This is a genomic window from Rhizobium sp. 05L429, assembly GCF_056397645.1.
In genome coordinates, this window is record NZ_JBFTNV010000005.1 from 15,417 (window position 1) to 35,849 (window position 20,433).

The window sequence follows — 20,433 nt, forward strand, 5'->3', positions numbered from 1 at the left end:
TCAGGCTGCCAGCAGTGGATCGAGCTTGCCTGCCCGATCGAGCGCGTAAAGATCATCGCAACCGCCGACATGCGTGCTGCCGACGAAAATCTGCGGAAAGGTGCTGCGGCCGTTCGACTTGCCGAGCATTTCCTGGCGAAGTTCAGGCGAGAAGGTCGCGTCATGCTCGACATAGTCCACGCCCTTCTCTTCAAGCAGAGATTTGGCGCGTGTACAAAAGCCGCAGAACTGCCGTGTATAGATGGTAACGGGTACCATGAATGATCTCCAGACGGTGCTGTTTTCTTAACGTCATATAGTTTCCGCAAAGGCCCTTGCAAAGGTCAAAACCGTTATATCGGCAGCACCTGCCTTGCGCAGCGCGCGCGTTGCCGCAGCGACCGTCGCACCCGTCGTATAGACATCGTCAACGAGCACGATGCGCTTGCCGAAGACATCGTCTTCTTTATTGGCGGCGACGGCAAAAGCGCCACGGACATTTTCCTCTCGCGCCCGAACGCCGAGGCCGACCTGCTGGCTGGTGCGCTTCACGCGCAGAAGGGTTGCGGGCAGAAGGGGCTTTTCGGCAAGTCGCGCCAGATGCCGGGCAAGTTCCGCTGCCTGGTTGAACTTGCGTGAAACCATGCGGGCGCGATGAAGCGGTACTGGAATGATGGCGTCGCAGCGCTCGACCGTGCCGTCCGAGGCACGCAGCATCCAGCCGGCCATCATCGGCGTAAGATCGGTGCGATCCCGATATTTGAGACCATGCACGAGGGCGCGAATGGCATTGTCATGCGCGGCTGCCGAACGCACCCGGTCGAAGGGCGGCGGATTGGCGATCGCCTCGGCGCTCAGGATGCCGGTGCCGAGATCATGGGAAAAGGGAATGCCGAGCACCTCGCAATAAGGCCGCTCGATGAACCGGACGGCGGCCCAGCATTTCGGACAGAGCCCACGATGGCCACCCGTCGAAACGCCACAGGCAGCACAAGCCGGCGGATAGACAAGATCGGCAATCAGCGACAGCGGCCGCAGCAGCTGCGCCCACACGTGTCCCTTCTCTCTTTTCGTCTCGATCATCCCCATATGAGGCAGACTAGCGTGTCGCGAGCCAAAGGAAAATCGCCTTGCCGCCCGCCGGACAGGGGAATATGGACATCGCCCATGGATATCATCTTCGACAAGCCACAGATCGCCGCAAACCGCCGCCGCGCGCTCGCAAACCATGATCCGAAGGCAGGCTTCCTGCTCGACATCGCCGCCGAGGAACTGGCAGAACGTCTGGCCGTCGTGGAGCGCACCTTCGAACACGCCGTGGAACTGCATGGCACCACGGGCGCAGCCGCCCGCGCGGCGATGGCCACCGGCAAGGTCGACAGCCTCACCCGCGTGGAAAGCGACATCGACTACGTCGCGCCGGGGGAATCATTTCTCGAAGCACCGCTTGAAGACGTGCCACTGGCGCCGCAATCGGCCAATCTGGTGATCGCGCCGCTCAACCTGCACCTGACCAACGACACACCCGGCGTCTTCATCCAGATCCGCCGCGCGTTAAAGCCAGACGGGCTTTTCCTGGCCGCCATTCCGGGCGCCGGTACGCTGCAGGAACTGCGCGAAGTGCTACTTGCGACCGAAATTGAAATGACCGGCGGCGCAAGCCCGCGCGTCATCCCCTTCGCCGATGTGCGCGATGTCGGTGGCCTGCTGCAACGTGGAGGCTTTGCCCTGCCCGTCATCGACGCGGAGAATTATACCGTACGCTATGATTCAATTTTTCCGCTGATGCGCGACCTGAGAGCGATGGGCATGGCCAATCCGCTGGCAGCCCGCAGCCGCAAGCCGCTGACGCGCGCCTTCTTCCTGCGCGCCGCTGAAATCTATGCCGAGCGCTATTCGGACCCCGACGGCCGTATCCGCGCAACATTTTCAATAATCTACGTGTCGGGATGGGCACCGCATGAAAGCCAGCAACAGCCGCTGAAGCCAGGAACGGCCAAGGCGCGGCTTGCTGACGCCCTGAAGGTGGAAGAGCAGAAGCTCAGGCAGTGAGCTAACGGATAGCTCAATTGATCGTCAGGTTATTCTCGACAGTGTTGAACACGCCACGCAGGCCATTGGTGAACACGCCCAGGCCTCCAATGAGGGCAGCCGCCATCAGCGCTGCGATCAGTCCATATTCTATCGCGGTCGCACCGCTTCTGTCCGCCAGAAATTTCTTCAGCAAATTCATCAACCCAACCCTTTTGTGCGCAAGACAGCAATGAAATTCACGGCCTCCGGCGACGGAAGCTTCATTTCCTCAGCAGCCGGCGCCGACGCCGTAGCCCTGGACGACACAGACAGAGCCAGGCGTATCCTGGAGCACGCTGCGACGAATCGTATAACGCTTGCCGTTTTCGGTCTTCGGGCCATTCTCGGTCTTCGGGATGGAGCCGGTGGTGATCGTGTCGAAATCCGCCGGTGCGCTGGCGAGCACGCTCTTCTTGGAGGAATCCGCCAGCATTGGCGTCAGGATGAGGGTCAGCGCCACTACGGCCGTGCCGAACAGAAGGGCGATATTGAGCGCCCCCGTCCTGCGCGAAGCAGACGAAGAAGCCCGTTCCTTCTCGCGAACAGCTTTCCAGAAATCGTCGTCCATGACGTCAAGCCCTTAAATACACGCACGCCAGTTGCTTGAGTGAGGCCGATCATTGCCAGAAGGTGCTAAATGATCGATTAATATCCACAGGTGAAATCGACGTTTCACACCAATAATCAGTAAAGGCTAAAGTAAATCCTGCAGCACCGGGATGAGCGGCTCATCGGCCGGTGGCATCGGGTAATCGCGCAGCGCCTGCGGGCGCACCCATTTGATCGCCTGTCCCTCACGACCGTGTGGAATGCCTTCATAACGGCGACAGACGTAAAGCGGCATCAGCAGATGGAATGTCTCATAGGTGTGGCTGGCAAAGGTCAGCGGCGCAAGGCACGGCACCTTGGTCGTAATGCCGAGTTCTTCGTTCAACTCGCGTACCAGCGTCTCCTCCGGTGTCTCACCAGGCTCGACCTTACCGCCGGGGAATTCCCATAGGCCGGCAAGCGACTTGCCTTCCGGCCGCTGTGCCAAAAGGATACGCCCATCGGTATCGATCAGCGCGCAGGCAGCGACGAGCAGCAGTTTCCTTCCGGCGTCGCTCATTCGCATCTCTCCTGCCAGTAGCAGTAGTGATAGGCATCGCGAAAACCGAGACGCTCATAAAGCGCAATCGCCGGCGCGTTGGAAAGCTTCACCTGCAGCCACGCGGTGCGGGCGCTGCGCATCCGCGCCCAGCGCAAGGCCGAGGTCAGGATTTCGACGCCGAGACCCTTGCGGCGATGCCCATCGGCAACCGAAAGCGACATGATGCCGGCAAGGTCGTTGTCCTGTACGCAGAGGACAGTCGCCAGCGAGCCATGGGTGGCATCCTCGATCATGAAAAGGCCCGATGGCGGCTTGATCGCAGAAATGATCTCGGCAAGCGACGGCTTCAGCGACAGCGGCGCCTGATCGACGACAAGATTGGCATCGACGAACCGACCGATGTCATGGGTCGGAAGATGATCGAGCGTATCGGGCAGATCGGCCTGCGAGAGATCGCAGACCATCACAGCCGTCTCATCGAAACGCTTCCATCCTTGTTCTCTAATCAGGTCGATCAGAACAGGCGAGGCAAGCGGCGTCTCGCGCACGATGGCAGGACGGCCATAGGCCTCGAACTTGCGGCTTGCCTTCTCCAGCCGGATCTCGACATCACGATGATCGGAAGGATCGAGCGGCACGATGGAGTTCAGGCGGTTGGAGGGATGGCCCGCAGTCAGACGGACCTGCCAGCTTCCGTCATATTGCACGGAAGCGGCCGGCCAGGCGCGAAAACCCACGGCTTCCAGCCGCCGGACCAGCGGCAGGTTCTGCTTCGGAAGGGATGCTTGCATCAACGAACGATCAGCTCCGGTAGTCGCCATTGATCGCAACATATTCCTTGGTGAGGTCGCAGGTCCAGACCGTAGCCTTGCCGGAGCCGAGGCCGATATCGACTTTGACAGGAATATCCTGCTTCTTCATCACGGCAGAGGCCGCATCCTCGGAATAGCTGGGGTCGCGCTCGCCGTTGACGGCGACGCGCACATCGCCGAACCAGATGGCGAGCCGGTCGCGGTCGGCCATTTCACCGGCCTTGCCGACGGCCATGACGATACGGCCCCAATTGGCATCCTCACCGGCAGCCGCAGTCTTGACCAGCGGCGAATTGGCAATGGAAAGGGCGATCGTCTTGGCAGCGGCATCGCTCTCCGCACCGGTCACGGTGATTTCGAGCATCTTGGTCGCGCCCTCACCGTCGCGGGCGACCTGAATCGCCAGATCCTTGAGGAGTTCGTTGAGGGCTGCGCGGAACGCGCCGAGCTGCGGATCGTCCGCGCTCGTGATGCTCGCTTGTCCGTCGGCTGCAACTGCACCCGTCGCAAAGAGCATCAGCGTATCCGATGTCGAGGTGTCGCTGTCGACGGTCATGGAGTTGAAGCTCGGCTCGACGCCGGCAGACAGCAGCGACTGCAAGGCGGAGGAAGCAATATCGGCATCCGTGACGACGAAGGAAAGCATGGTTGCCATGTCGGGCGCGATCATGCCGGCGCCTTTGGCGATGCCGTTGATCGTCACCTTGACGCCGCCGATCTCGGCAGTGCGGGTCGCGACTTTCGGATAGGTGTCGGTGGTCATGATGGCCTTGGCGGCCTCGAACCAGAAATCGCCTGTGGCATCGGCATGCATCTTGTCGAGTACACCGGAGAATTTGGTGGCGTCCAGAGGTTCGCCGATGACGCCGGTCGACGCGAGGAAGATTTCATTTTCACCGCAGCCGACGGCAGCAGCGGCAGACTTTGCAGTGAGTTCAGTCGCAGCGCGGCCCTTCAAACCGGTGAAGGCATTGGCATTGCCGGAATTGACGACGACGGCGCGTGCCACGCCATGCGGCAGGTTGGTCCGGCAGAAATCGACTGGAGCGGAGGGGCATTTCGACTTGGTGAAGACGCCGGCAACGGCAGCCGGAGCGTCGAACACCATCATCAGCACGTCCGTCCGGTTCTTGTACTTGATGCCTGCGGAAGCAGTCGCCATGCGTACTCCGCGTAGCGGGGGCAGCGAAGCGAAGGATTTCGGGGCAAGCGGAGAAACGATAGCGGACATGGGATGCGACCTGCCAATGAGCATTTCCAGGCGAAGTGGAAGCCGGTTCACCGTCCGGAAATGCGACAACAATCAATGATAGTGAAGGGCCCGGAAGAACCGGGCCCAAATGCTGATTACTGCTGCGGCGCCGGTGCCGGCGCGGCACCCGGCTCAGGCTGCTTGTTCGCGTCTTCGTAACCCTTGCGGAGCGCTTCGTCCGTGATTTCAACCTTCGCCGAAGCCTTCGCCTGGTTCAGAAGAGCAAGATACTTGTCGCGCATGACGAGCTGACGAACCTGGTCCTGTACCTGTTCGAATGCCGGCGGCGGAGCGTCGCGCTTATCCTCCACCTTGATGACGTGATAGCCGAAATCGGTCTTCACAGGGGTCTTGGAATAGGTGCCCTTGTCGAGTGCGAAGGCTGCATCCTCGAATTCCTTGACCATGCGGCCGCGGCTGAAATAGCCGAGGTCGCCGCCATCATCCTTGTTCGGATCGGTGGACTTTTCCTTGGCGAGCTCGGCAAAATCCTTGCCCGCTTCGAGCTGCTTGATCACGTCCTTGGCCTCGTCCTCGGTCTTGACGAGGATGTGGCGGGCATGAACCTCTTCCTGCTTCGGCAGGCCGGCGACTTCCTTGTCATAGCGTGCCTTCACGTCGGCATCGGTCACGGTGTCGACGACATGCTTCTTGAAGTAGGCATTGTGAAGTTCGCGGTCCGTCAGGTACTGCATGCGCTTCTTGAAGTCATCCGTCTGGTCGAGCTTCTCGGCGGTGGCATCGGCAGCGAGCAGCTTTACGTCGATCGCGGCGGAGAGCGCTGCGACCTTCTTCTGGTCGTCAGGAAGCTGCGCGAGCTGCGGGTCGAGATTGGCTACTGCCAGATCGAGTTCCGACTGGTGGATCTCAAGATTGCCGACCTTGGCGACGACGGCGTCATCGGCATAGGCCGGAGCCTGGAAGGCGACGAAGGCCGTAAACGCCAGCGCAGCAAGTTTGTTGGTGCTCAACATCAAATAACCCTTCACAATTATACCCGCCGGCTTCAGCTTGTGTGAATCCAGCCCGAAAACAGCCTTCAACACCGGAATGTGGCCTTTCTATATCAGCCAAATCCGTTGACATCATTTGCCCCCCCTCTTATCTGTCACGCAACCTCGCGTCCAGAACAGTTTCCGGGCGTTTTCAAGCGCGCGCCTGTTTTTCGGCTGGGCCGCGAATAAGAAACGTCGGGGAAGAATATTCAGAAAGGGCCAGTCATATGGTCAGCTTTGGCGGTATTGCCCGCAAGTTATTTGGCTCAGCCAACGACCGCCGCGTGCGGTCCTTCCAGCCGAACGTCGCCGCAATCAACTCTATCGAAGAGAAGACCAAGGCGCTGACGGACGAGCAGCTTACCGCAAAGACGGTGGAGTTCCGTGCTCTTCTGGCGGAAGGCAAAACGCTGGACGATATCCTCATCCCGGCCTTCGCGGTCGTTCGGGAGGCCTCTCGCCGCGTCCTCAGCATGCGACCTTTTGACGTACAGCTTGTTGGCGGCATGATCCTCCATTCCAATGCCATCGCCGAAATGAAAACCGGTGAAGGCAAAACGCTGGTCGCCACCCTGCCGGTCTATCTGAACGCGCTTGCTGGCAAGGGCGTTCATGTCGTCACCGTCAACGACTACCTTGCACAGCGCGACGCAGCGACCATGGGCCGCCTCTACAGCTTCCTCGGCCTGACCACCGGCGTCATCGTCCACGGCCTTTCCGACGACGAACGCCGCGACGCCTATGCGTGTGACATCACTTACGCGACCAACAACGAACTCGGCTTCGATTATCTGCGCGATAACATGAAGTACGAGACGAACCAGATGGTCCAGCGCGGCCACAACTTCGCGATCGTCGACGAAGTGGACTCGATCCTCGTCGACGAAGCCCGCACGCCGCTCATCATCTCCGGCCCGCTCGACGACCGCTCCGACCTTTACAACACCATCGATACCTACATTCCGCTGCTGACGCCTGATGATTACGAGATCGATGAAAAGCAGCGTTCGGCAAATTTCTCCGAAGTCGGCACTGAGAAACTGGAAAACCTGCTGAAGCAGGCTGGCCTCCTGAAGGGCGCATCGCTCTACGACATCGAAAACGTTGCGATCGTCCACCACATCAACAATGCGCTGAAGGCCCACAAGCTTTTCCAGCGCGACAAGGACTATATCGTCCGCAACGACGAGATCGTCATCATCGATGAATTCACCGGCCGCATGATGCCGGGCCGCCGTTACTCGGAAGGCCAGCATCAGGCGCTGGAAGCCAAGGAAAAGGTACAGATCCAGCCGGAAAACCAGACTCTGGCCTCGATCACGTTCCAGAACTACTTCCGCATGTACAACAAGCTTGCCGGCATGACCGGTACAGCTCAGACGGAAGCGGAAGAATTCGGCAACATCTACAATCTCGACGTTCTCGAGGTGCCGACCAACCTGCCGATCATGCGTATCGATGAAGACGACGAGGTCTACCGGACCGTCGAGGAGAAGTACAAGGCGATCATCACCGAGATCCTTGACGCTCACAAGCGCGGCCAGCCGGTACTCGTCGGCACCACCTCGATCGAGAAGTCGGAATCTCTGGCCGAGCTTATGCGCAAGCAGGGCTTCTCGAAATTCCAGGTTCTCAATGCCCGTTATCACGAGCAGGAAGCCTATATCGTCTCTCAAGCCGGTGTTCCGGGTGCAGTGACGATCGCTACCAACATGGCCGGTCGCGGTACCGACATCCAGCTCGGCGGCAACCTCGACATGCGCATCGAGCATGAGCTTGCCGAAATCGAGCCGGGCCCAGAGTATGACGCCAAAGTCGCGGCAATTCGCGAAGAAATCAAAACCCTCAAGGAACAGGCGCTTGCCGCCGGCGGACTTTACGTCATCGCCACCGAGCGCCATGAAAGCCGCCGCATCGATAACCAGCTGCGCGGCCGTTCCGGCCGTCAGGGCGACCCCGGCCGTTCCAAGTTCTACCTGTCGCTTCAGGACGACTTGATGCGCATCTTCGGCTCCGACCGCATGGACAGCATGTTGCAGAAGCTGGGCCTCAAGGATGGCGAGGCAATCGTCCATCCCTGGATCAACAAGGCCTTGGAGCGCGCGCAGAAGAAGGTTGAAGCCCGCAACTTCGACATCCGCAAGAACCTTCTGAAGTACGACGACGTTCTGAACGACCAGCGCAAGGTCATCTTCGAGCAGCGCGTAGAGATGATGGAAGCGCCGAACATTTCCGAGACCGTATCGGACATGCGTCGCGAAGCCGTCGACGATCTCGTTACGACCCATATTCCCGAACGGGCCTATGCCGAACAGTGGGATGCCGCCGGCCTGAAGACACAGGTCGCCAACATCCTCAACCTCGATCTGCCGATCGAGGACTGGGTGAAGGAAGAAGGCATTGGCGAGGACGATATCCGCGAGCGCCTGATGGAAGCCACCAACGCCGCCTTCAACGACAAGGTGGAGCGTTTCGGCCCTGATATCATGCACTATGTCGAGCGCCAGATCGTCATGCAGACGCTCGACCATCTGTGGCGTGAGCACATCGTCAACCTCGACCACCTGCGCTCCGTCATCGGTTTCCGCGGCTATGCCCAGCGCGATCCTCTGCAGGAATACAAGTCGGAAGCCTTCGAACTCTTCCAAGCGCTGCTCAACAATCTGCGCCAGGCCGTCACCGCACAGCTGATGCGTGTCGAGCTGGTGCAGCAGGCTCCGCCGCAGCCGGAACCGCCGATCATGCAGGCGCATCACCTCGACCCGACGACCGGCGAGGATGATTTTACGAACACGACCTATCAGGCGCTTGAGATCACCGTCCCGCCGGAAAACCGCAACCCCGACGATCCCGCAACCTGGGGCAAGGTCGGCCGTAACGAGGCCTGCCCCTGTGGCTCGGGCAAGAAATACAAGCACTGCCACGGTGCTTTCGAACAGGTCTGAGAATGGCGCCTCCGGGCGCCATTTTCTTTTGCCTTCCTCCCATTTTTGGTCATGAGCCGCAGGTACTTCGGCAACCACGGCAATACCGTTTCTTAACCCTGGTCTGGCAAGACTTGCCGGTGCGAATGCCCTGCCCTTAGAGTTTTGCGTGTTAAAATGGCGGTCATAGAAACAGCGGAAAAAATGCTGCCGGCGGGGCTGCGGCCGATGGCCGGCCCCGTGCTGCGCATGCTCGCCACCGTGCTGACCGATCGGGGCGACAAGGCAGCCGCGCAACGCATGGCGCTGATCGCCTTTTCGATCCGCATTCTGAGCGCCGCACTCGCCTTCCTGTCGCAGATCGTGCTCGCCAGGCTGATGGGTGAATATGAATACGGCATCTTCGTTTTCGTCTGGGTGCTGGTCGTCCTCTGCGGCGATCTTTCATGCCTCGGCTTCCACACAGCGATCGTCCGCTTCCTGCCGCAATATCGCGCTGCCGGCGCCTTTGCCGAGATCCGCGGCTTGACCGGCACGGCGCGTGTTTTCGCGCTGCTCTCAGGTACGACCGTTCTCATCGCCGGCATGCTCGGCCTGCATTTCTTCGGCGACAGGATCGAAAGCTATTACCTGGTGCCGATCTTCCTCGGCCTCATGGCCATGCCGATGATCGCGCTCGGCGACATCCTCGAGGGCACGTCACGGGCCAATCATTGGCCCGTCATGGCGCTCAGCCCTGTCTATATTGTCAGGCCGATCCTCATCATCCTTTTCATGCTGGCTGCGATCTTCTCCGGCGTACCGCACACGGCGGTTACCGCCATGCAGGCAGCACTTGCGGCAACCTTCGTCACCGCGCTCGGCCAATATGCCGCTACGCTCTATCGGATGCGCAAGCATTACGATGCCGGCCCCCGCAAGGTGGATTTCGTGGAATGGCTGGGTGTCGCCTTCCCGATCTTCCTGATCGAAGGTATGAGCTTCCTGCTCACCAATTCCGACGTCGTCGTCGTCGGCATCTTCCTGGAGCCGCATGACGTCGCGATCTACTTTGCGGCGGCCAAAACCATGGCGCTGGTGCATTTCATCAATTTCTCGGTGAAGGCCGCCTCCGGCCCGCGCTTCTCCTCCCTCATTGCCGAAGGCAACCAGGCAAATCTCGCGGCTGCGGCCATCGATGCCGCTCGCTGGACCTTCTGGCCGGCCCTTGGCGTCGGTCTCGTGGTCCTGGCGGCCGGGCATCTTCTGCTGTCGCTTTTCGGCGGTGCCTTTACGGCCGGTTATATGCTGATGGCGATCCTGCTCGCCGGCATCCTCGCCAAGGCACTCGTCGGTCCTGCCGAAACGCTTCTGATGATGGCAGGCAAGCAAAACCTCTGCGTCGCCCTTTATGCCGGAGCACTCACCGCCAATGTCGGCCTCAATATTCTGCTGATCCCGCATTACGGCATCGTCGGCACGGCAATCGCTACAGCCTCCGCCATGGCCGTGGAAGCGATCCTGCTGCATGTCTTCGTGCGCCGTGCGCTCGGCTTTGTACTTTTTGCTTTCGCCACCCCTTCCGCCGCAACGCCAGAAATGAGAGCCCGATAGATGGTACGCGTACCACCCATCACCGAGAGTACCGACAGCAACGCGAACCGCATGGTTCACGATCTTGCCGCGCTCAAGTTCGAAGCACCGCAGGCCGAAGGGCGCATCGAAATCGGCCGGCCGGGCCGTGAACTCTGCCTTTACCCCGGCAAGCTCGGTTACGATCTGCAGGAGGAACTGGACTTCCTCTCCAACCGCGCGATGGAGCCGAACGTCTTCTTCAGCGGCCGTTTCCTGGCCCCGGCCATGCCGCGGCTGGAGGATCGGCAGGTCAATTTCGCCATTATCAGAGACCTGAACGAGAAGCGCAGCCGCATGCGCCTGCTCATGCCCTTCTCCGTCGACAAGCCCGGTTTCGCCGTTGGCCCATCGATCATCCGCGGCTGGGCAAACAGCTTCGGCCCGCTCGGCACGCCCTTGGTCGATGCCGAGGACGCGGCCGAGACGCTGGACAATCTCTTCGAGGGCCTGATCACCCCGGATCTCGGCCTGCCGGGCACGCTGGTGCTGCCTGATGTGCGGCTGAACGGCATCTTCGTGCGCATGGCAAAGGCCGTTGCGCTGAGCCGCAACCTGCCGCTGACCATCGCCAATCCCTATGAGCGGCCGATGTTGCAGAGCGATGACGACGCCATTGTCTATCTCGGCCGCACCGTATCCTCTTCCCACCTGCGCGAGATGCGCCGCCAGTGGCGGCTGCTCGAAGAGCTCGGCACGGTCGTCCACACGGTTGCCCGCCAGCCGCGCGAGATTCACATGCGCTTCGAGGAATTCCTGGCGCTGGAGGCCGGCGGCTGGAAGGGCAAGCGCCGCAGCGCGCTGGTGACCGACCGTTATCATACCGCCTTCGCCCGCGAGGCCGTCTCCAACCTGGCGGAGATCGATGCCGTGCGCATCCACACGATCGACCTCAAAGGCAAGGCGATTGCCTCCGTGGTCGTGCTGATGATGGGCGGCGAGGCCTACACCTGGAAGACCGCCTATGACGAAAGCTATTCTCGCTATTCGCCGGGCAAGCTGTTGATGAGCGAACTGACCGAATGGCATCTCGACGACGCCAATGTCGTGCGCTCGGATTCATGCGCCGTCTCCGACCATCCGATCATGAGCCGCTTCTGGCGGGAACGCGAGGAGATGGGCACGCTGGTGATCGGCCTCACCCAGAACGGCGACCGCGACATGCGCCAGGTTGCCGCCCAGCTTCACATGTACCGCAGCACCCGCAACATGGCGAAGATGCTGCGCGAGAAGATCATGTCGCTTGCCGGCCGCGGCTAGGTTGCAGATTCCTTTGCAGCCTTTTCCCGCAACAGCCGGCGGATGACCTTGCCAGTGGTCGTCAGCGGCAGGGCATCGACGAATTCAACCTCGCGCGGATATTCGTGCATCGAAAGCCGCGTCTTCACCCAGTCCCGGATTTCCGCTGCCAGTTCCGCACTCGGGCTGTAACCCGGCGAAAGCACGATATAAGCCTTGACGATCTCCGTACGCAGCGGATCGGGCTTGCCGACGGCCGCCGCAAGCTGCACGGCCGGGTGGCCGATGAGACAGTCCTCGATCTCCGCCGGGCCGATGCGGTATCCCGACGACGTGATGACATCGTCGTCACGGCCGGCAAAAGTGATGTAGCCCTCCGCATCCTGCCGGCCGATATCGCCGGTCAGCAGCCAGTCCTTGGCATACTTCCTCTCGGTCGCGCCAGGATCGTTCCAGTAGCCGAGAAACATCACCGGATCTGGGCTGGCAATGCCGATCTGCCCCTGCTCGCCGACCGGCAGTTCGTCGCCTTCATCGCTGACGATAGCCACCCTGTGGCCCGGCGAGGCACGCCCGATCGCGCCGGCCTTCGATACGCCGAAGGCTGCACTCGAGGCCAGCACGAAATTGCATTCGGTCTGCCCGTAGAATTCATTGACGGTGACGCCGAGCGTGCGGCGCACCCATTCGTAGGTCTCGCGCCCCAGGGATTCACCTGCCGAGCCAATGGTGCGCAGCACGAGATCATATTTCGAGCGTGGATCCTCGACGGATTTCAGGAGCCGCAGCGCCGTCGGTGGAATGAAGGCGTTGCGCACCTTCATCTCGGCCATGATGCGATAGGCCATGTCGGCATCGAATTTCTGTGCCGGCGAGGAGACGACAGGCGCGCCGAGCAGCAGGCTTGGCAACAACGCATTGAGCAACCCGCCAGCCCAGGCCCAGTCGGACGGAGTCCAGACCTTGTCTCCGGACTGCGGAAAGCCCTCGTGGGCAAACTGCATGCCGGGAATATGGCCAGCCAAAACTCGATGACCATGCAGCGCGCCCTTCGGCGGCCCCGTCGTGCCGGACGTAAAGATCATCAGCGCCGGCTCGTCCGGTCCCGATCGCGCAATTTCGAAAGTGGAGGAATAGGCAGAGACCAGATCGGCAAAGCCGAGCGTGCTTGCGGAGGCTCCCTCTACGCTGATGATATGTTTGACGTCAGGCAGCCGTTCGCGGATCTGGTTGACGCGCGCAAGCCCGAAACCATTGGTGACGATAGCTGTCGCACCCGCAGCCTTCAGCCGGTACTCCAGCGCCTCGACACCGAAAAGCAGCGCAAGCGGCAGGGCGATCGCGCCCATCTTGTAGATCGCCACATGCGAAATGACTGTCTCGAAGGATTGCGGCAGGAGCAGCGCCACACGGTCTCCCCTCCCGATGCCAAGTGCCGCAAGCGCGTTGGCGAGGGACGAGGAGCGAGCGGCAAGTTCGCCGTAGGTCAGCGACAGGTGATGGCCGTCGGGGCTGAAATGTTCGAGGCAGACGCGGTCGGGATCACGCGCGGCCCAGTCGTCGCTGACGACGCGGCCGATATTAAAATCCTCTGATATCTGCCAGGAGAAATCGCGGTAGAGCGTGTCGTATCGATCGCCGGGCGGCAGTTTCATAAGCATGATCTCGTAAAATGCTGCACCAGCTAACACCTCACCGTGCGGATGTGCAAGCGATGTAATCCGCAAGGATGAGACGACGTTCCGCATGCTCATCATGTATTATTGCGCTAACGGCAGAACACATTCTCCGCTAGCTCGCTGAGACTATGACGATTTCTGCGCTACATCATGCGCATGCGCCTCGGGAGTCGCTGAAATTCATCACGGAGCACTTTCATGGAATATGTAAAACTCGGGAAAACCGGTCTCGAAGTCTCGAAGATCTGCCTTGGCTGCATGACCTATGGCGACCCGGACCGCGGAAACCACGCCTGGAGCCTGTCGGAAGAAGAAAGCCGAAAATTGCTCAAGCAGGCGATCGATCTCGGCATCAATTTCCTCGACACGGCCAACACCTATTCCAATGGCTCCTCCGAAGAGATTGTCGGCCGCGCCATCAAGGATTTCGCCAAGCGCGAGGATATCGTGCTTGCGACCAAGGTGTTCAACCGCATGCGCCCCGGCCCGAATGGCGCCGGCCTGTCGCGCAAGGCGATTTTCGACGAGATCGACAACAGCCTGCGCCGCCTTGGCACAGACTATGTCGATCTCTACCAGATCCATCGCTGGGACTATACGACGCCGATCGAGGAAACGCTGGAAGCTCTCCATGATGTCGTCAAAGCCGGCAAGGCGCGTTATATCGGCGCTTCCTCCATGTATTCCTGGCAATTTGCCAAGGCGCTCTACACCTCCCGCCTCAACGGCTGGACGGAATTCGTCAGCATGCAGGACCACGTGAACCTGCTCTACCGCGAAGAAGAACGGGAAATGCTGCCTTTCTGTGAGGATCAGAAAATCGCCGTCATTCCCTGGAGCCCGCTCGCCCGTGGCCGCCTGACCCGCGATTGGGACGAAAAGACCAACCGCAGCGAGACTGATGAATTCGGCAAGACGCTCTACAAGCAGGCCGAGGATGCCGACCGGAAGATCGTCGAGAAGGTCGCCGAAATCGCCAAGGCCCATGGCGTTTCCCGCGCGCAGGTCGCCACCGCCTGGATCCTCCAGAAAAGCGCCGTCACCGCTCCGATCATCGGCGCCTCCAAGCCACAGCACCTGATCGACGCCGTCGGCGCGCTGTCGGTGAAGCTTGGTGCCGAGGATATTGCGGCACTCGAAACACCCTACATTCCGCACAATGTCGCCGGCTTCAAATAAGTCGCCGGATTGCGACCTCCCTCGGCATTGGCGGGGGAGGCTCTTTACACTTCCTGAAGTCAGGACTTCCAGGCAAGCGACCTCTTTGTCGCCTCTTCATCGAAACCGGCCGCCACGGAATATGAGCTCACCCCGCTCGGGCGCGACCTATGGAAGCAGATCATGCCGATGTGGCGCTGGGCCGCCGAAAACGTCGCCTCTTTCGAGGCTGCGCGTGCCCGCAGCAAGAGACCATCACGAGCCGGTCACAGTTAGGTCTTAGCGGTTTGCGGTAAACAGAGGACCGTCCGCATGACCATCGTTCCTTTCGACGCTCACCGCTTTCGCAGCACCGCTGTCTATTACAGCCGTTTCCGCGTTCCCTATCCTGACAGGCTGATTGAACGCGTTACCGAAAGAACCGGCCTGAACCCCGGCGAGCATATACTCGACCTTGGCTGCGGGCCGGGACCGCTCGGCGTCGCCTTCGCGCGCCTTGCCGGCGGCGATGTGACCGGGCTCGATCCCGAGCCGGAAATGCTGGAGGTCGCACGCGAAAATGCCGCGGAAACCGGTGTCGACGTGCGGTTCATCCAAGGCTCGTCTTACGATCTCGGCCCGGATCTGGCGCCGCTGAAACTTGCCATCATGGGCCGTTCCTTCCATTGGATGGACCGGCCGGCAACTCTTGCAGCACTCGACAGGCTCATCATTCCGGGCGGCGCCGTCGTTCTCTTCGCCGACAAGCATATCGCCGCGACACCGGATTGGCGCGACGTGCTGCATCAGCTCTCGGAGACCTATTCGCCGGAAAAAAGCGCCGAACGCAAATTGCGTCGCGCGCCGGAATTCGGCCCGCATGAGACAATCCTCCTGCGCTCCCCCTTCCACAATCTGGAACGCATCGGCATCGTCAACGAAAGGGTGATCGGGGCGGAAGACATCATCGGCCGTGCCTTCTCCATGTCCGTCACCTCGCCACAGGCGCTGGGTGACAAGACACAGGAATTCGAGGCAGCCTTCCGCAATGAACTGGCCGCCCTGTCACCGGACGGCAGGTTCACCGAAACCGTTGAAAGCCACGCGCTGATCGCCTTCCGCGACTAGGACTGCGGCTCGGAATCGAGCTTGCGGCGCATCGTCACCAGAAACTGTTCGGCCAGCGCTCGATCCTCAACCGCGCGGGCGAGGATAACGGCCCCCATCATCGAGGAAAGCGTGGTCGTCGCATTGGCGCGGCGCTCTTCCGGCGTCTCACCCGGCACGATATCCTTCAGCACATCGACCAGGGTGGACAGCCCCTCGCTGAAGGTTGCACGGACCGCACCTTCACTGCGGCTGACTTCCTGGATCAGTGAAGCGAACACACAGCTTCCGCCGGGATCATCGACCGTGCGCCAGTCAATGTAGTGATCGAGCAGTGCCCGGAGCGGTCGGTCGGGCGCATTGGCGATCAATTCACGCCAGCGCTCTTCGACGCGCTCGATCAGCTTGCGGCTAACCTCCAGCGCAAGACCGTCTTTCGATTCGAAATGGCCGTAGAATCCGCCATGCGTCAGGCCCGCAGCCTTCATGATGTCGGCAACGCCGACGCCATCAAACCCGTTTTCGCGGAAAAGCACGCTGGCCGCCGTCAGGATCTTCTCGCGGTTTTCTGCAAATTTCTCGCGGCTGACCCGCATTTTTCGTCTCCGGAAATGGTCGCTTGACAATTTATATGATGTCCATCATCAATACGCAACAAATATGATGATCATCATGTAAAACTGCCTTGTATTGTCCCCTTCCCACTAACGGAATTTGCCCATGGTCTCTGCAGTCCTTGCATCATCCCTTGCCCGGCGAAACATCCACTATGGATGGGTCGTCGTTGCCGCCGCCTTCCTGACCATGCTGGTAACCGCCGGCGCAATGGGCGCGCCAGGTGTCCTTATCAAACCGCTGCAGGACGAATTCGGCTGGGAAACCTCGCAGATTTCCTCTGCTCTCGCCGTCCGCCTGATCCTCTTCGGCCTGATGGGTCCCTTCGCGGCCGCCTTCATGAACTATTTCGGCGTTCGCAAGGTCATCGTCTTCGCGCTGGCGCTCATTGGTGCCGGCTTCGTCGGCTCGCTGTTCATGACCAAGCTTTGGCATCTCTTGGCGCTATGGGGTGTCGTCGTCGGCTTCGGCACCGGCCTGACTGCCATGGTACTGGCGGCCACGGTTTCCACCCGCTGGTTCGTCAAGCATCGCGGTCTCGTCGTCGGCATGCTCTCGGCAAGCTCGGCAACCGGCCAGCTCGTTTTCCTGCCGCTAATGGCGGAACTGACCGAACGCTACGGCTGGCGCGCCACCGTCTTCTTCGTCTGCGCCATGATCATGGTCGCCGCCCTTCTCGTGCTGCTCTTCATGCGTGACCGTCCCTCGGACGTGAACCTGCCGTCGGTCGGCGAAACCCAGATCGCGCCGGCTCCGGCACGCGGAACTCTCATCGCTGCACTGGCAACGCCGATCACCGTCCTGAGGGAGATTTCGAAGACGTCCACTTTCTGGATCCTGTTCGCCACCTTCTTCATCTGTGGTCTCAGCACCAACGGCCTTATCCAGACGCATTTCGTGACGCTCTGCGGCGATTTCGGCATCATGCCAGTTGCCGCCGCCAGCGTTCTCGCTGTCATGGGCATCTTCGATTTCTTCGGTACGATCGGCTCCGGCTGGCTCTCCGACCGTTTTGACAATCGCTGGCTGCTCTTCTGGTATTACGGCCTGCGCGGTCTCTCACTGCTTTTTCTGCCCTTCAGTGATTTCAGCTTCTACGGCCTGTCGATCTTTGCCGTCTTCTACGGCCTCGACTGGATCGCCACCGTACCGCCGACCGTCAAGATCGCTGCCGACCGCTTCGGCCGTGAAAAAGCCGGCCTCGTTTTCGGCTGGGTCTTTGCCGGCCACCAGCTGGGTGCAGCGACCGCAGCTTACGGCGCTGGCCTGTCACGCACGGCCCTGGAAAGCTACCTGCCCGCCTTCTTCATCGCCGGCGCTTTCTGCCTGCTGGCTTCGATCCTGGCAATCACGCTGAAGAAATCCGACCTCACTGGCCCGGGTGAGGCAGTCGCCCACTAAACCTTGATTTCCAAACGCCAAAACTTCGCCCGCCGTCTTGCACGCGCGGGCGAACGCATGTTAGACAGCCGCCTCGTATTCGCTGCCCCATTGGCGGAATTGGTAGACGCGCTCGACTCAAAATCGAGTTTCGAAAGAAGTGCTGGTTCGACCCCGGCATGGGGCACCAGATATCTCTAAGATAAATGGATTTCATTTTTGCCTACGCCCCGATGGCGAGGGGTGAACCTTGGCTGACAATGCTGAAGACCCGGCGGAGTGGAGCGCCGGATCTTCAGTCTGCCGACTAATTACAACGGCGAACCGTTTTCGTGACAGCGCCTTCATCGGTCTGACGGGTTACACTGCGGGTGACACAGCGGTCACGGTCCCGATCGCGGTAGCGATCACGTTCGCGCACCGCGCCGAACGTGATGCCGCGATCGCTAATGGTTACGCCGGGACGCGCCCGCTCCCGGTCACGGTCATACCGATCGTAATGATCATAACCGTCGTATGCACGCTCGCGTGTGACCGTCACGCTGTCTGCCATTACAGGGGCTGCGGTCGAGCCCAGGGCAAGGGCAACGATTGCACAGTTGATGATGATCTTTCGCATCTTTCTTCTCCTTGTCGTCGTGTATAAGCAACGACACGGGAGCTTAGTGGTTCCGCCAAAAAGCCGGACATTTAGGCCCGATCCATCCAAATCAACTCTTTAACTTTGCCGGCGCTTCATCCTAAAGTGCCGGCCGCAGGGCATTTTGAGAGGGCTGATGCATCAAGAAGCGGGACTCATCGCAACGGTAGCCATAAGCTTCGTCTTCGCGGCAATTCTTGGCTATGGCGCCGACAGGCTGCGGCTGCCGCCGCTGGTCGGCTATCTCGTCGCCGGTATCGTCATGGGCCCGTTCACACCGGGCTTCGTCGCCGATACGGAGCTGGCGAGCCAGCTTGCCGAAATGGGTGTGATCTTGCTGATGTTCGGCGTCGGCCTGCACTTTTCCGCATCTGATCTTTTGGCTGTCCGCGGCATCGCCGTTCCGGGCGCCATCGGCCAGATCCTGCTTGCGACCCTGCTCGGCATCGGTCTCGGGGAGTTGTGGGGCTGGAGCCTCGGCGCCGGCATCGTTTTCGGGCTCAGCCTTTCGGTCGCCAGCACCGTCGTGTTGCTGAAAGCGCTGGAAGAGCGCAACCTCGTCAACACCGCAGGCGGGCGCGTTGCCGTCGGCTGGCTGATCGTCGAGGATCTCGCCATGGTGCTGGCGCTCGTCCTGCTGCCGGCCCTTGCCGAACTTCTGGGCGGTCACGCAAGCGACGCCGCCACGCACGGCCTCGATCTGCCGCTTTCGGTGACGATCGCACTCACCTTGCTGAAGGTTGTGGCCTTTGCTGCCATGGCGATCTTCCTTGGCCCCCGCATCGTGCCCTGGCTTCTGACATTGATTGCCCGGACCGGCTCACGTGAACTCTTCACGCTCACCGTGCTCGCCATCGCGCTTGGCATCGCCTTCGGCTCGGCGGCGATCTTCGGCGTTTCCTTTGCGCTCGGCGCCTTTTTCGCAGGCGTGGTCATGAGCGAATCCCATCTCAGCCATCGCGCCGCCGCCGATTCCCTGCCGCTGCAGAATGCCTTCTCGGTGCTGTTCTTCGTCTCGGTCGGCATGCTCTTCGACCCTTCGATCATCGTACATCAGCCTCTCGCCGTCATCGGCGCACTGGCACTGATCATCATCGGCAAGGCGGTCATCTCCTTCGGCATCGTAGCCCTGTTGCGTTATCCGATCGGCATGGGGCTGACGGCAGCCGGCGGCCTTGCCCAGATCGGCGAGTTCTCCTTCATTCTCGCCGGCCTTGGCGTTTCGCTCGGGCTGCTGCCGCACGAGGGACAAGACCTGATCCTCGCCGCAGCAATTCTCTCCATCACACTGAACCCGCTCGTCATCTTCGTGGCGGAGAAGCTGAACCGCAAAATCAAGAAGAAATGGCCGCGTCTCTACGAAAGCTACGGCCGGAAGAACCAGGATGCCCTGGCGCGGGAACTGGAAAAGATCAGGGCGCTCGGCGAGGAACGCGCGCGCCAGCATCATCTGCGGATCCAGCAACTGGTCGAGACTTTCCCGCTCTTCTCCGAAGTCGGCGAGGATGCGCTCGAGGAACTGCTGCTGCTGTTCAACCCCAAACTCGCCTCGCCCGGCGAGCGCGTCATCCGCCGCGGGGATCGCGGTGACAGCATGTATTTCATCTCTTCCGGCGCAGTCGAGGTACGGCTTGCAAGCGGGGCTGTGCGGCTCGAGCCCGGGGCCTTTTTCGGCGAAATGGCGTTGCTCAGCGGCGGACGCCGCACTGCCGATGTCACGGCCGTCGATTTTTGCCAGTTCGAAGTGCTGGATCGGCGTGACTTCAACATGTTCATGTCGCGCCATCCGCATCTGCGTACGATCGTCAGTGAAATGGCACAGAAGCGCACCGCAATGAACGTGATGCGCCAACAGTGGGAAAAATCCATGGATCTGTCGTAAAAACGCCGCCGCACGGGC

Annotated in this window: 19 protein-coding genes and 1 tRNA gene; 9 read left to right on the forward strand and 11 right to left on the reverse strand. The window is 60.7% G+C overall.

From position 1 onward, the window contains the following. Together grxC and AC1DNW_RS06270 are read right to left on the reverse strand one after the other, a co-directional pair. The gene (gene grxC, locus AC1DNW_RS06265) at nucleotides 1–258 is read right to left on the reverse strand and encodes a glutaredoxin 3 (RefSeq protein WP_113299051.1); all 258 of its coding nucleotides are present in this window, start codon (nucleotides 256–258) and stop codon (nucleotides 1–3) included. A gap of 33 nt (nucleotides 259–291) precedes the next feature. Further along, on the reverse strand, nucleotides 292–1,068 hold the full coding sequence (locus AC1DNW_RS06270; protein ID WP_113312019.1) for a ComF family protein: 777 nt from the start codon (nucleotides 1,066–1,068) through the stop codon (nucleotides 292–294). A gap of 78 nt (nucleotides 1,069–1,146) precedes the next feature. On the opposite strand from AC1DNW_RS06270, the gene AC1DNW_RS06275 reads away from it, so the two are divergent. After that, a complete protein-coding gene (locus AC1DNW_RS06275) occupies nucleotides 1,147–2,031 on the forward strand; it encodes a methyltransferase domain-containing protein (protein WP_113312018.1) in 885 nt (294 codons plus the stop codon). A gap of 13 nt (nucleotides 2,032–2,044) precedes the next feature. Here AC1DNW_RS06275 and AC1DNW_RS06280 read toward each other — a convergent pair whose 3' ends face one another. From AC1DNW_RS06280 to AC1DNW_RS06305, 6 genes are all read right to left on the reverse strand, one after another. After that, nucleotides 2,045–2,212: a Flp family type IVb pilin gene (locus tag AC1DNW_RS06280; protein WP_113299054.1), complete on the reverse strand. Its 168-nt coding sequence runs from the start codon at nucleotides 2,210–2,212 to the stop codon at nucleotides 2,045–2,047. A 69-nt stretch (nucleotides 2,213–2,281) separates the two neighbouring features. After that, complete coding sequence (locus tag AC1DNW_RS06285) at nucleotides 2,282–2,620, reverse strand: hypothetical protein (RefSeq protein ID WP_113312017.1); 339 nt, start codon at nucleotides 2,618–2,620, stop codon at nucleotides 2,282–2,284. A gap of 126 nt (nucleotides 2,621–2,746) precedes the next feature. Next, complete coding sequence (gene mutT / locus AC1DNW_RS06290; RefSeq protein ID WP_113299056.1) at nucleotides 2,747–3,160, reverse strand: 8-oxo-dGTP diphosphatase MutT; 414 nt, start codon at nucleotides 3,158–3,160, stop codon at nucleotides 2,747–2,749. Further along, nucleotides 3,157–3,963, reverse strand: a complete 807-nt coding sequence (locus AC1DNW_RS06295; RefSeq protein ID WP_113299057.1) for a GNAT family N-acetyltransferase — start codon at nucleotides 3,961–3,963, stop codon at nucleotides 3,157–3,159. Before AC1DNW_RS06295 ends, mutT begins: the two co-directional genes overlap by 4 nt. Further along, the gene (gene argJ / locus AC1DNW_RS06300; protein ID WP_113312016.1) at nucleotides 3,944–5,185 is read right to left on the reverse strand and encodes a bifunctional glutamate N-acetyltransferase/amino-acid acetyltransferase ArgJ; all 1,242 of its coding nucleotides are present in this window, start codon (nucleotides 5,183–5,185) and stop codon (nucleotides 3,944–3,946) included. Before argJ ends, AC1DNW_RS06295 begins: the two co-directional genes overlap by 20 nt. 116 nt (nucleotides 5,186–5,301) lie before the next feature. Further along, nucleotides 5,302–6,180 (reverse strand): peptidylprolyl isomerase, encoded by an 879-nt coding sequence (locus AC1DNW_RS06305; protein ID WP_113312031.1) that lies wholly within the window; start codon nucleotides 6,178–6,180, stop codon nucleotides 5,302–5,304. Between the two features lie 248 nt (nucleotides 6,181–6,428). Between AC1DNW_RS06305 and secA the strand changes: the two genes are divergently transcribed. From secA to AC1DNW_RS06320, 3 genes are all read left to right on the forward strand, one after another. After that, on the forward strand, nucleotides 6,429–9,146 hold the full coding sequence (gene secA, locus AC1DNW_RS06310; protein WP_477852222.1) for a preprotein translocase subunit SecA: 2,718 nt from the start codon (nucleotides 6,429–6,431) through the stop codon (nucleotides 9,144–9,146). Nucleotides 9,147–9,302: 156 nt separating this feature from the next. Next, nucleotides 9,303–10,718: an oligosaccharide flippase family protein gene (locus tag AC1DNW_RS06315; protein WP_113312014.1), complete on the forward strand. Its 1,416-nt coding sequence runs from the start codon at nucleotides 9,303–9,305 to the stop codon at nucleotides 10,716–10,718. Further along, a complete protein-coding gene (locus tag AC1DNW_RS06320; protein WP_113299061.1) occupies nucleotides 10,719–11,996 on the forward strand; it encodes a GNAT family N-acetyltransferase in 1,278 nt (425 codons plus the stop codon). Here AC1DNW_RS06320 and AC1DNW_RS06325 read toward each other — a convergent pair. Next, nucleotides 11,993–13,630: an AMP-binding protein gene (locus AC1DNW_RS06325; RefSeq protein WP_477852278.1), complete on the reverse strand. Its 1,638-nt coding sequence runs from the start codon at nucleotides 13,628–13,630 to the stop codon at nucleotides 11,993–11,995. The genes AC1DNW_RS06320 and AC1DNW_RS06325 overlap by 4 nt on opposite strands. A gap of 222 nt (nucleotides 13,631–13,852) precedes the next feature. Between AC1DNW_RS06325 and AC1DNW_RS06330 the strand changes: the two genes are divergently transcribed. Further along, on the forward strand, nucleotides 13,853–14,833 hold the full coding sequence (locus tag AC1DNW_RS06330; protein ID WP_113299062.1) for an aldo/keto reductase: 981 nt from the start codon (nucleotides 13,853–13,855) through the stop codon (nucleotides 14,831–14,833). A 291-nt stretch (nucleotides 14,834–15,124) separates the two neighbouring features. After that, nucleotides 15,125–15,919 (forward strand): class I SAM-dependent methyltransferase, encoded by a 795-nt coding sequence (locus AC1DNW_RS06335; RefSeq protein ID WP_477852223.1) that lies wholly within the window; start codon nucleotides 15,125–15,127, stop codon nucleotides 15,917–15,919. Here the strand turns inward: AC1DNW_RS06335 and AC1DNW_RS06340 are convergent. Then, entirely contained in the window at nucleotides 15,916–16,494 is a 579-nt protein-coding gene (locus AC1DNW_RS06340) for a TetR/AcrR family transcriptional regulator (RefSeq protein WP_113312012.1), read from the reverse strand. The genes AC1DNW_RS06335 and AC1DNW_RS06340 overlap by 4 nt on opposite strands. Before the next feature lie 124 nt (nucleotides 16,495–16,618). Here AC1DNW_RS06340 and AC1DNW_RS06345 point away from each other — a divergent pair, with 124 nt between their 5' ends. After that, nucleotides 16,619–17,914 carry an MFS transporter gene (locus tag AC1DNW_RS06345; RefSeq protein ID WP_477852225.1) on the forward strand — a complete coding sequence of 432 codons (1,296 nt, stop codon included), beginning with the start codon at nucleotides 16,619–16,621 and terminating at the stop codon, nucleotides 17,912–17,914. Nucleotides 17,915–17,998: 84 nt separating this feature from the next. Beyond that, nucleotides 17,999–18,083: transfer RNA gene (locus tag AC1DNW_RS06350), tRNA-Leu, on the forward strand. A 117-nt stretch (nucleotides 18,084–18,200) separates the two neighbouring features. On the opposite strand, the gene AC1DNW_RS06355 is transcribed toward AC1DNW_RS06350, so the two are convergent. Continuing rightward, nucleotides 18,201–18,512, reverse strand: a complete 312-nt coding sequence (locus AC1DNW_RS06355) for a hypothetical protein (protein ID WP_113299066.1) — start codon at nucleotides 18,510–18,512, stop codon at nucleotides 18,201–18,203. A gap of 157 nt (nucleotides 18,513–18,669) precedes the next feature. Here AC1DNW_RS06355 and AC1DNW_RS06360 point away from each other — a divergent pair, with 157 nt between their 5' ends. Further along, complete coding sequence (locus AC1DNW_RS06360; RefSeq protein WP_113299067.1) at nucleotides 18,670–20,415, forward strand: cation:proton antiporter domain-containing protein; 1,746 nt, start codon at nucleotides 18,670–18,672, stop codon at nucleotides 20,413–20,415. Nucleotides 20,416–20,433 lie beyond the last annotated feature (18 nt).

Excerpts from the sequence above, each read along its gene's own strand:
- grxC (WP_113299051.1), bottom strand. The coding sequence starts at position 258 with ATGGTACCCGTTACCATCTATACACGGCAGTTCTGCGGCTTTTGTACA.
- AC1DNW_RS06270 (WP_113312019.1), bottom strand. The coding sequence starts at position 1,068 with ATGGGGATGATCGAGACGAAAAGAGAGAAGGGACACGTGTGGGCGCAG.
- AC1DNW_RS06275 (WP_113312018.1), top strand. The coding sequence starts at position 1,147 with ATGGATATCATCTTCGACAAGCCACAGATCGCCGCAAACCGCCGCCGC.
- AC1DNW_RS06280 (WP_113299054.1), bottom strand. The coding sequence starts at position 2,212 with ATGAATTTGCTGAAGAAATTTCTGGCGGACAGAAGCGGTGCGACCGCG.
- AC1DNW_RS06285 (WP_113312017.1), bottom strand. The coding sequence starts at position 2,620 with ATGGACGACGATTTCTGGAAAGCTGTTCGCGAGAAGGAACGGGCTTCT.
- mutT (WP_113299056.1), bottom strand. The coding sequence starts at position 3,160 with ATGAGCGACGCCGGAAGGAAACTGCTGCTCGTCGCTGCCTGCGCGCTG.
- AC1DNW_RS06295 (WP_113299057.1), bottom strand. The coding sequence starts at position 3,963 with ATGGCGACTACCGGAGCTGATCGTTCGTTGATGCAAGCATCCCTTCCG.
- argJ (WP_113312016.1), bottom strand. The coding sequence starts at position 5,185 with ATGTCCGCTATCGTTTCTCCGCTTGCCCCGAAATCCTTCGCTTCGCTG.
- AC1DNW_RS06305 (WP_113312031.1), bottom strand. The coding sequence starts at position 6,180 with ATGTTGAGCACCAACAAACTTGCTGCGCTGGCGTTTACGGCCTTCGTC.
- secA (WP_477852222.1), top strand. The coding sequence starts at position 6,429 with ATGGTCAGCTTTGGCGGTATTGCCCGCAAGTTATTTGGCTCAGCCAAC.
- AC1DNW_RS06315 (WP_113312014.1), top strand. The coding sequence starts at position 9,303 with ATGGCGGTCATAGAAACAGCGGAAAAAATGCTGCCGGCGGGGCTGCGG.
- AC1DNW_RS06320 (WP_113299061.1), top strand. The coding sequence starts at position 10,719 with ATGGTACGCGTACCACCCATCACCGAGAGTACCGACAGCAACGCGAAC.
- AC1DNW_RS06325 (WP_477852278.1), bottom strand. The coding sequence starts at position 13,630 with ATGAAACTGCCGCCCGGCGATCGATACGACACGCTCTACCGCGATTTC.
- AC1DNW_RS06330 (WP_113299062.1), top strand. The coding sequence starts at position 13,853 with ATGGAATATGTAAAACTCGGGAAAACCGGTCTCGAAGTCTCGAAGATC.
- AC1DNW_RS06335 (WP_477852223.1), top strand. The coding sequence starts at position 15,125 with ATGACCATCGTTCCTTTCGACGCTCACCGCTTTCGCAGCACCGCTGTC.
- AC1DNW_RS06340 (WP_113312012.1), bottom strand. The coding sequence starts at position 16,494 with ATGCGGGTCAGCCGCGAGAAATTTGCAGAAAACCGCGAGAAGATCCTG.
- AC1DNW_RS06345 (WP_477852225.1), top strand. The coding sequence starts at position 16,619 with ATGGTCTCTGCAGTCCTTGCATCATCCCTTGCCCGGCGAAACATCCAC.
- AC1DNW_RS06355 (WP_113299066.1), bottom strand. The coding sequence starts at position 18,512 with ATGCGAAAGATCATCATCAACTGTGCAATCGTTGCCCTTGCCCTGGGC.
- AC1DNW_RS06360 (WP_113299067.1), top strand. The coding sequence starts at position 18,670 with ATGCATCAAGAAGCGGGACTCATCGCAACGGTAGCCATAAGCTTCGTC.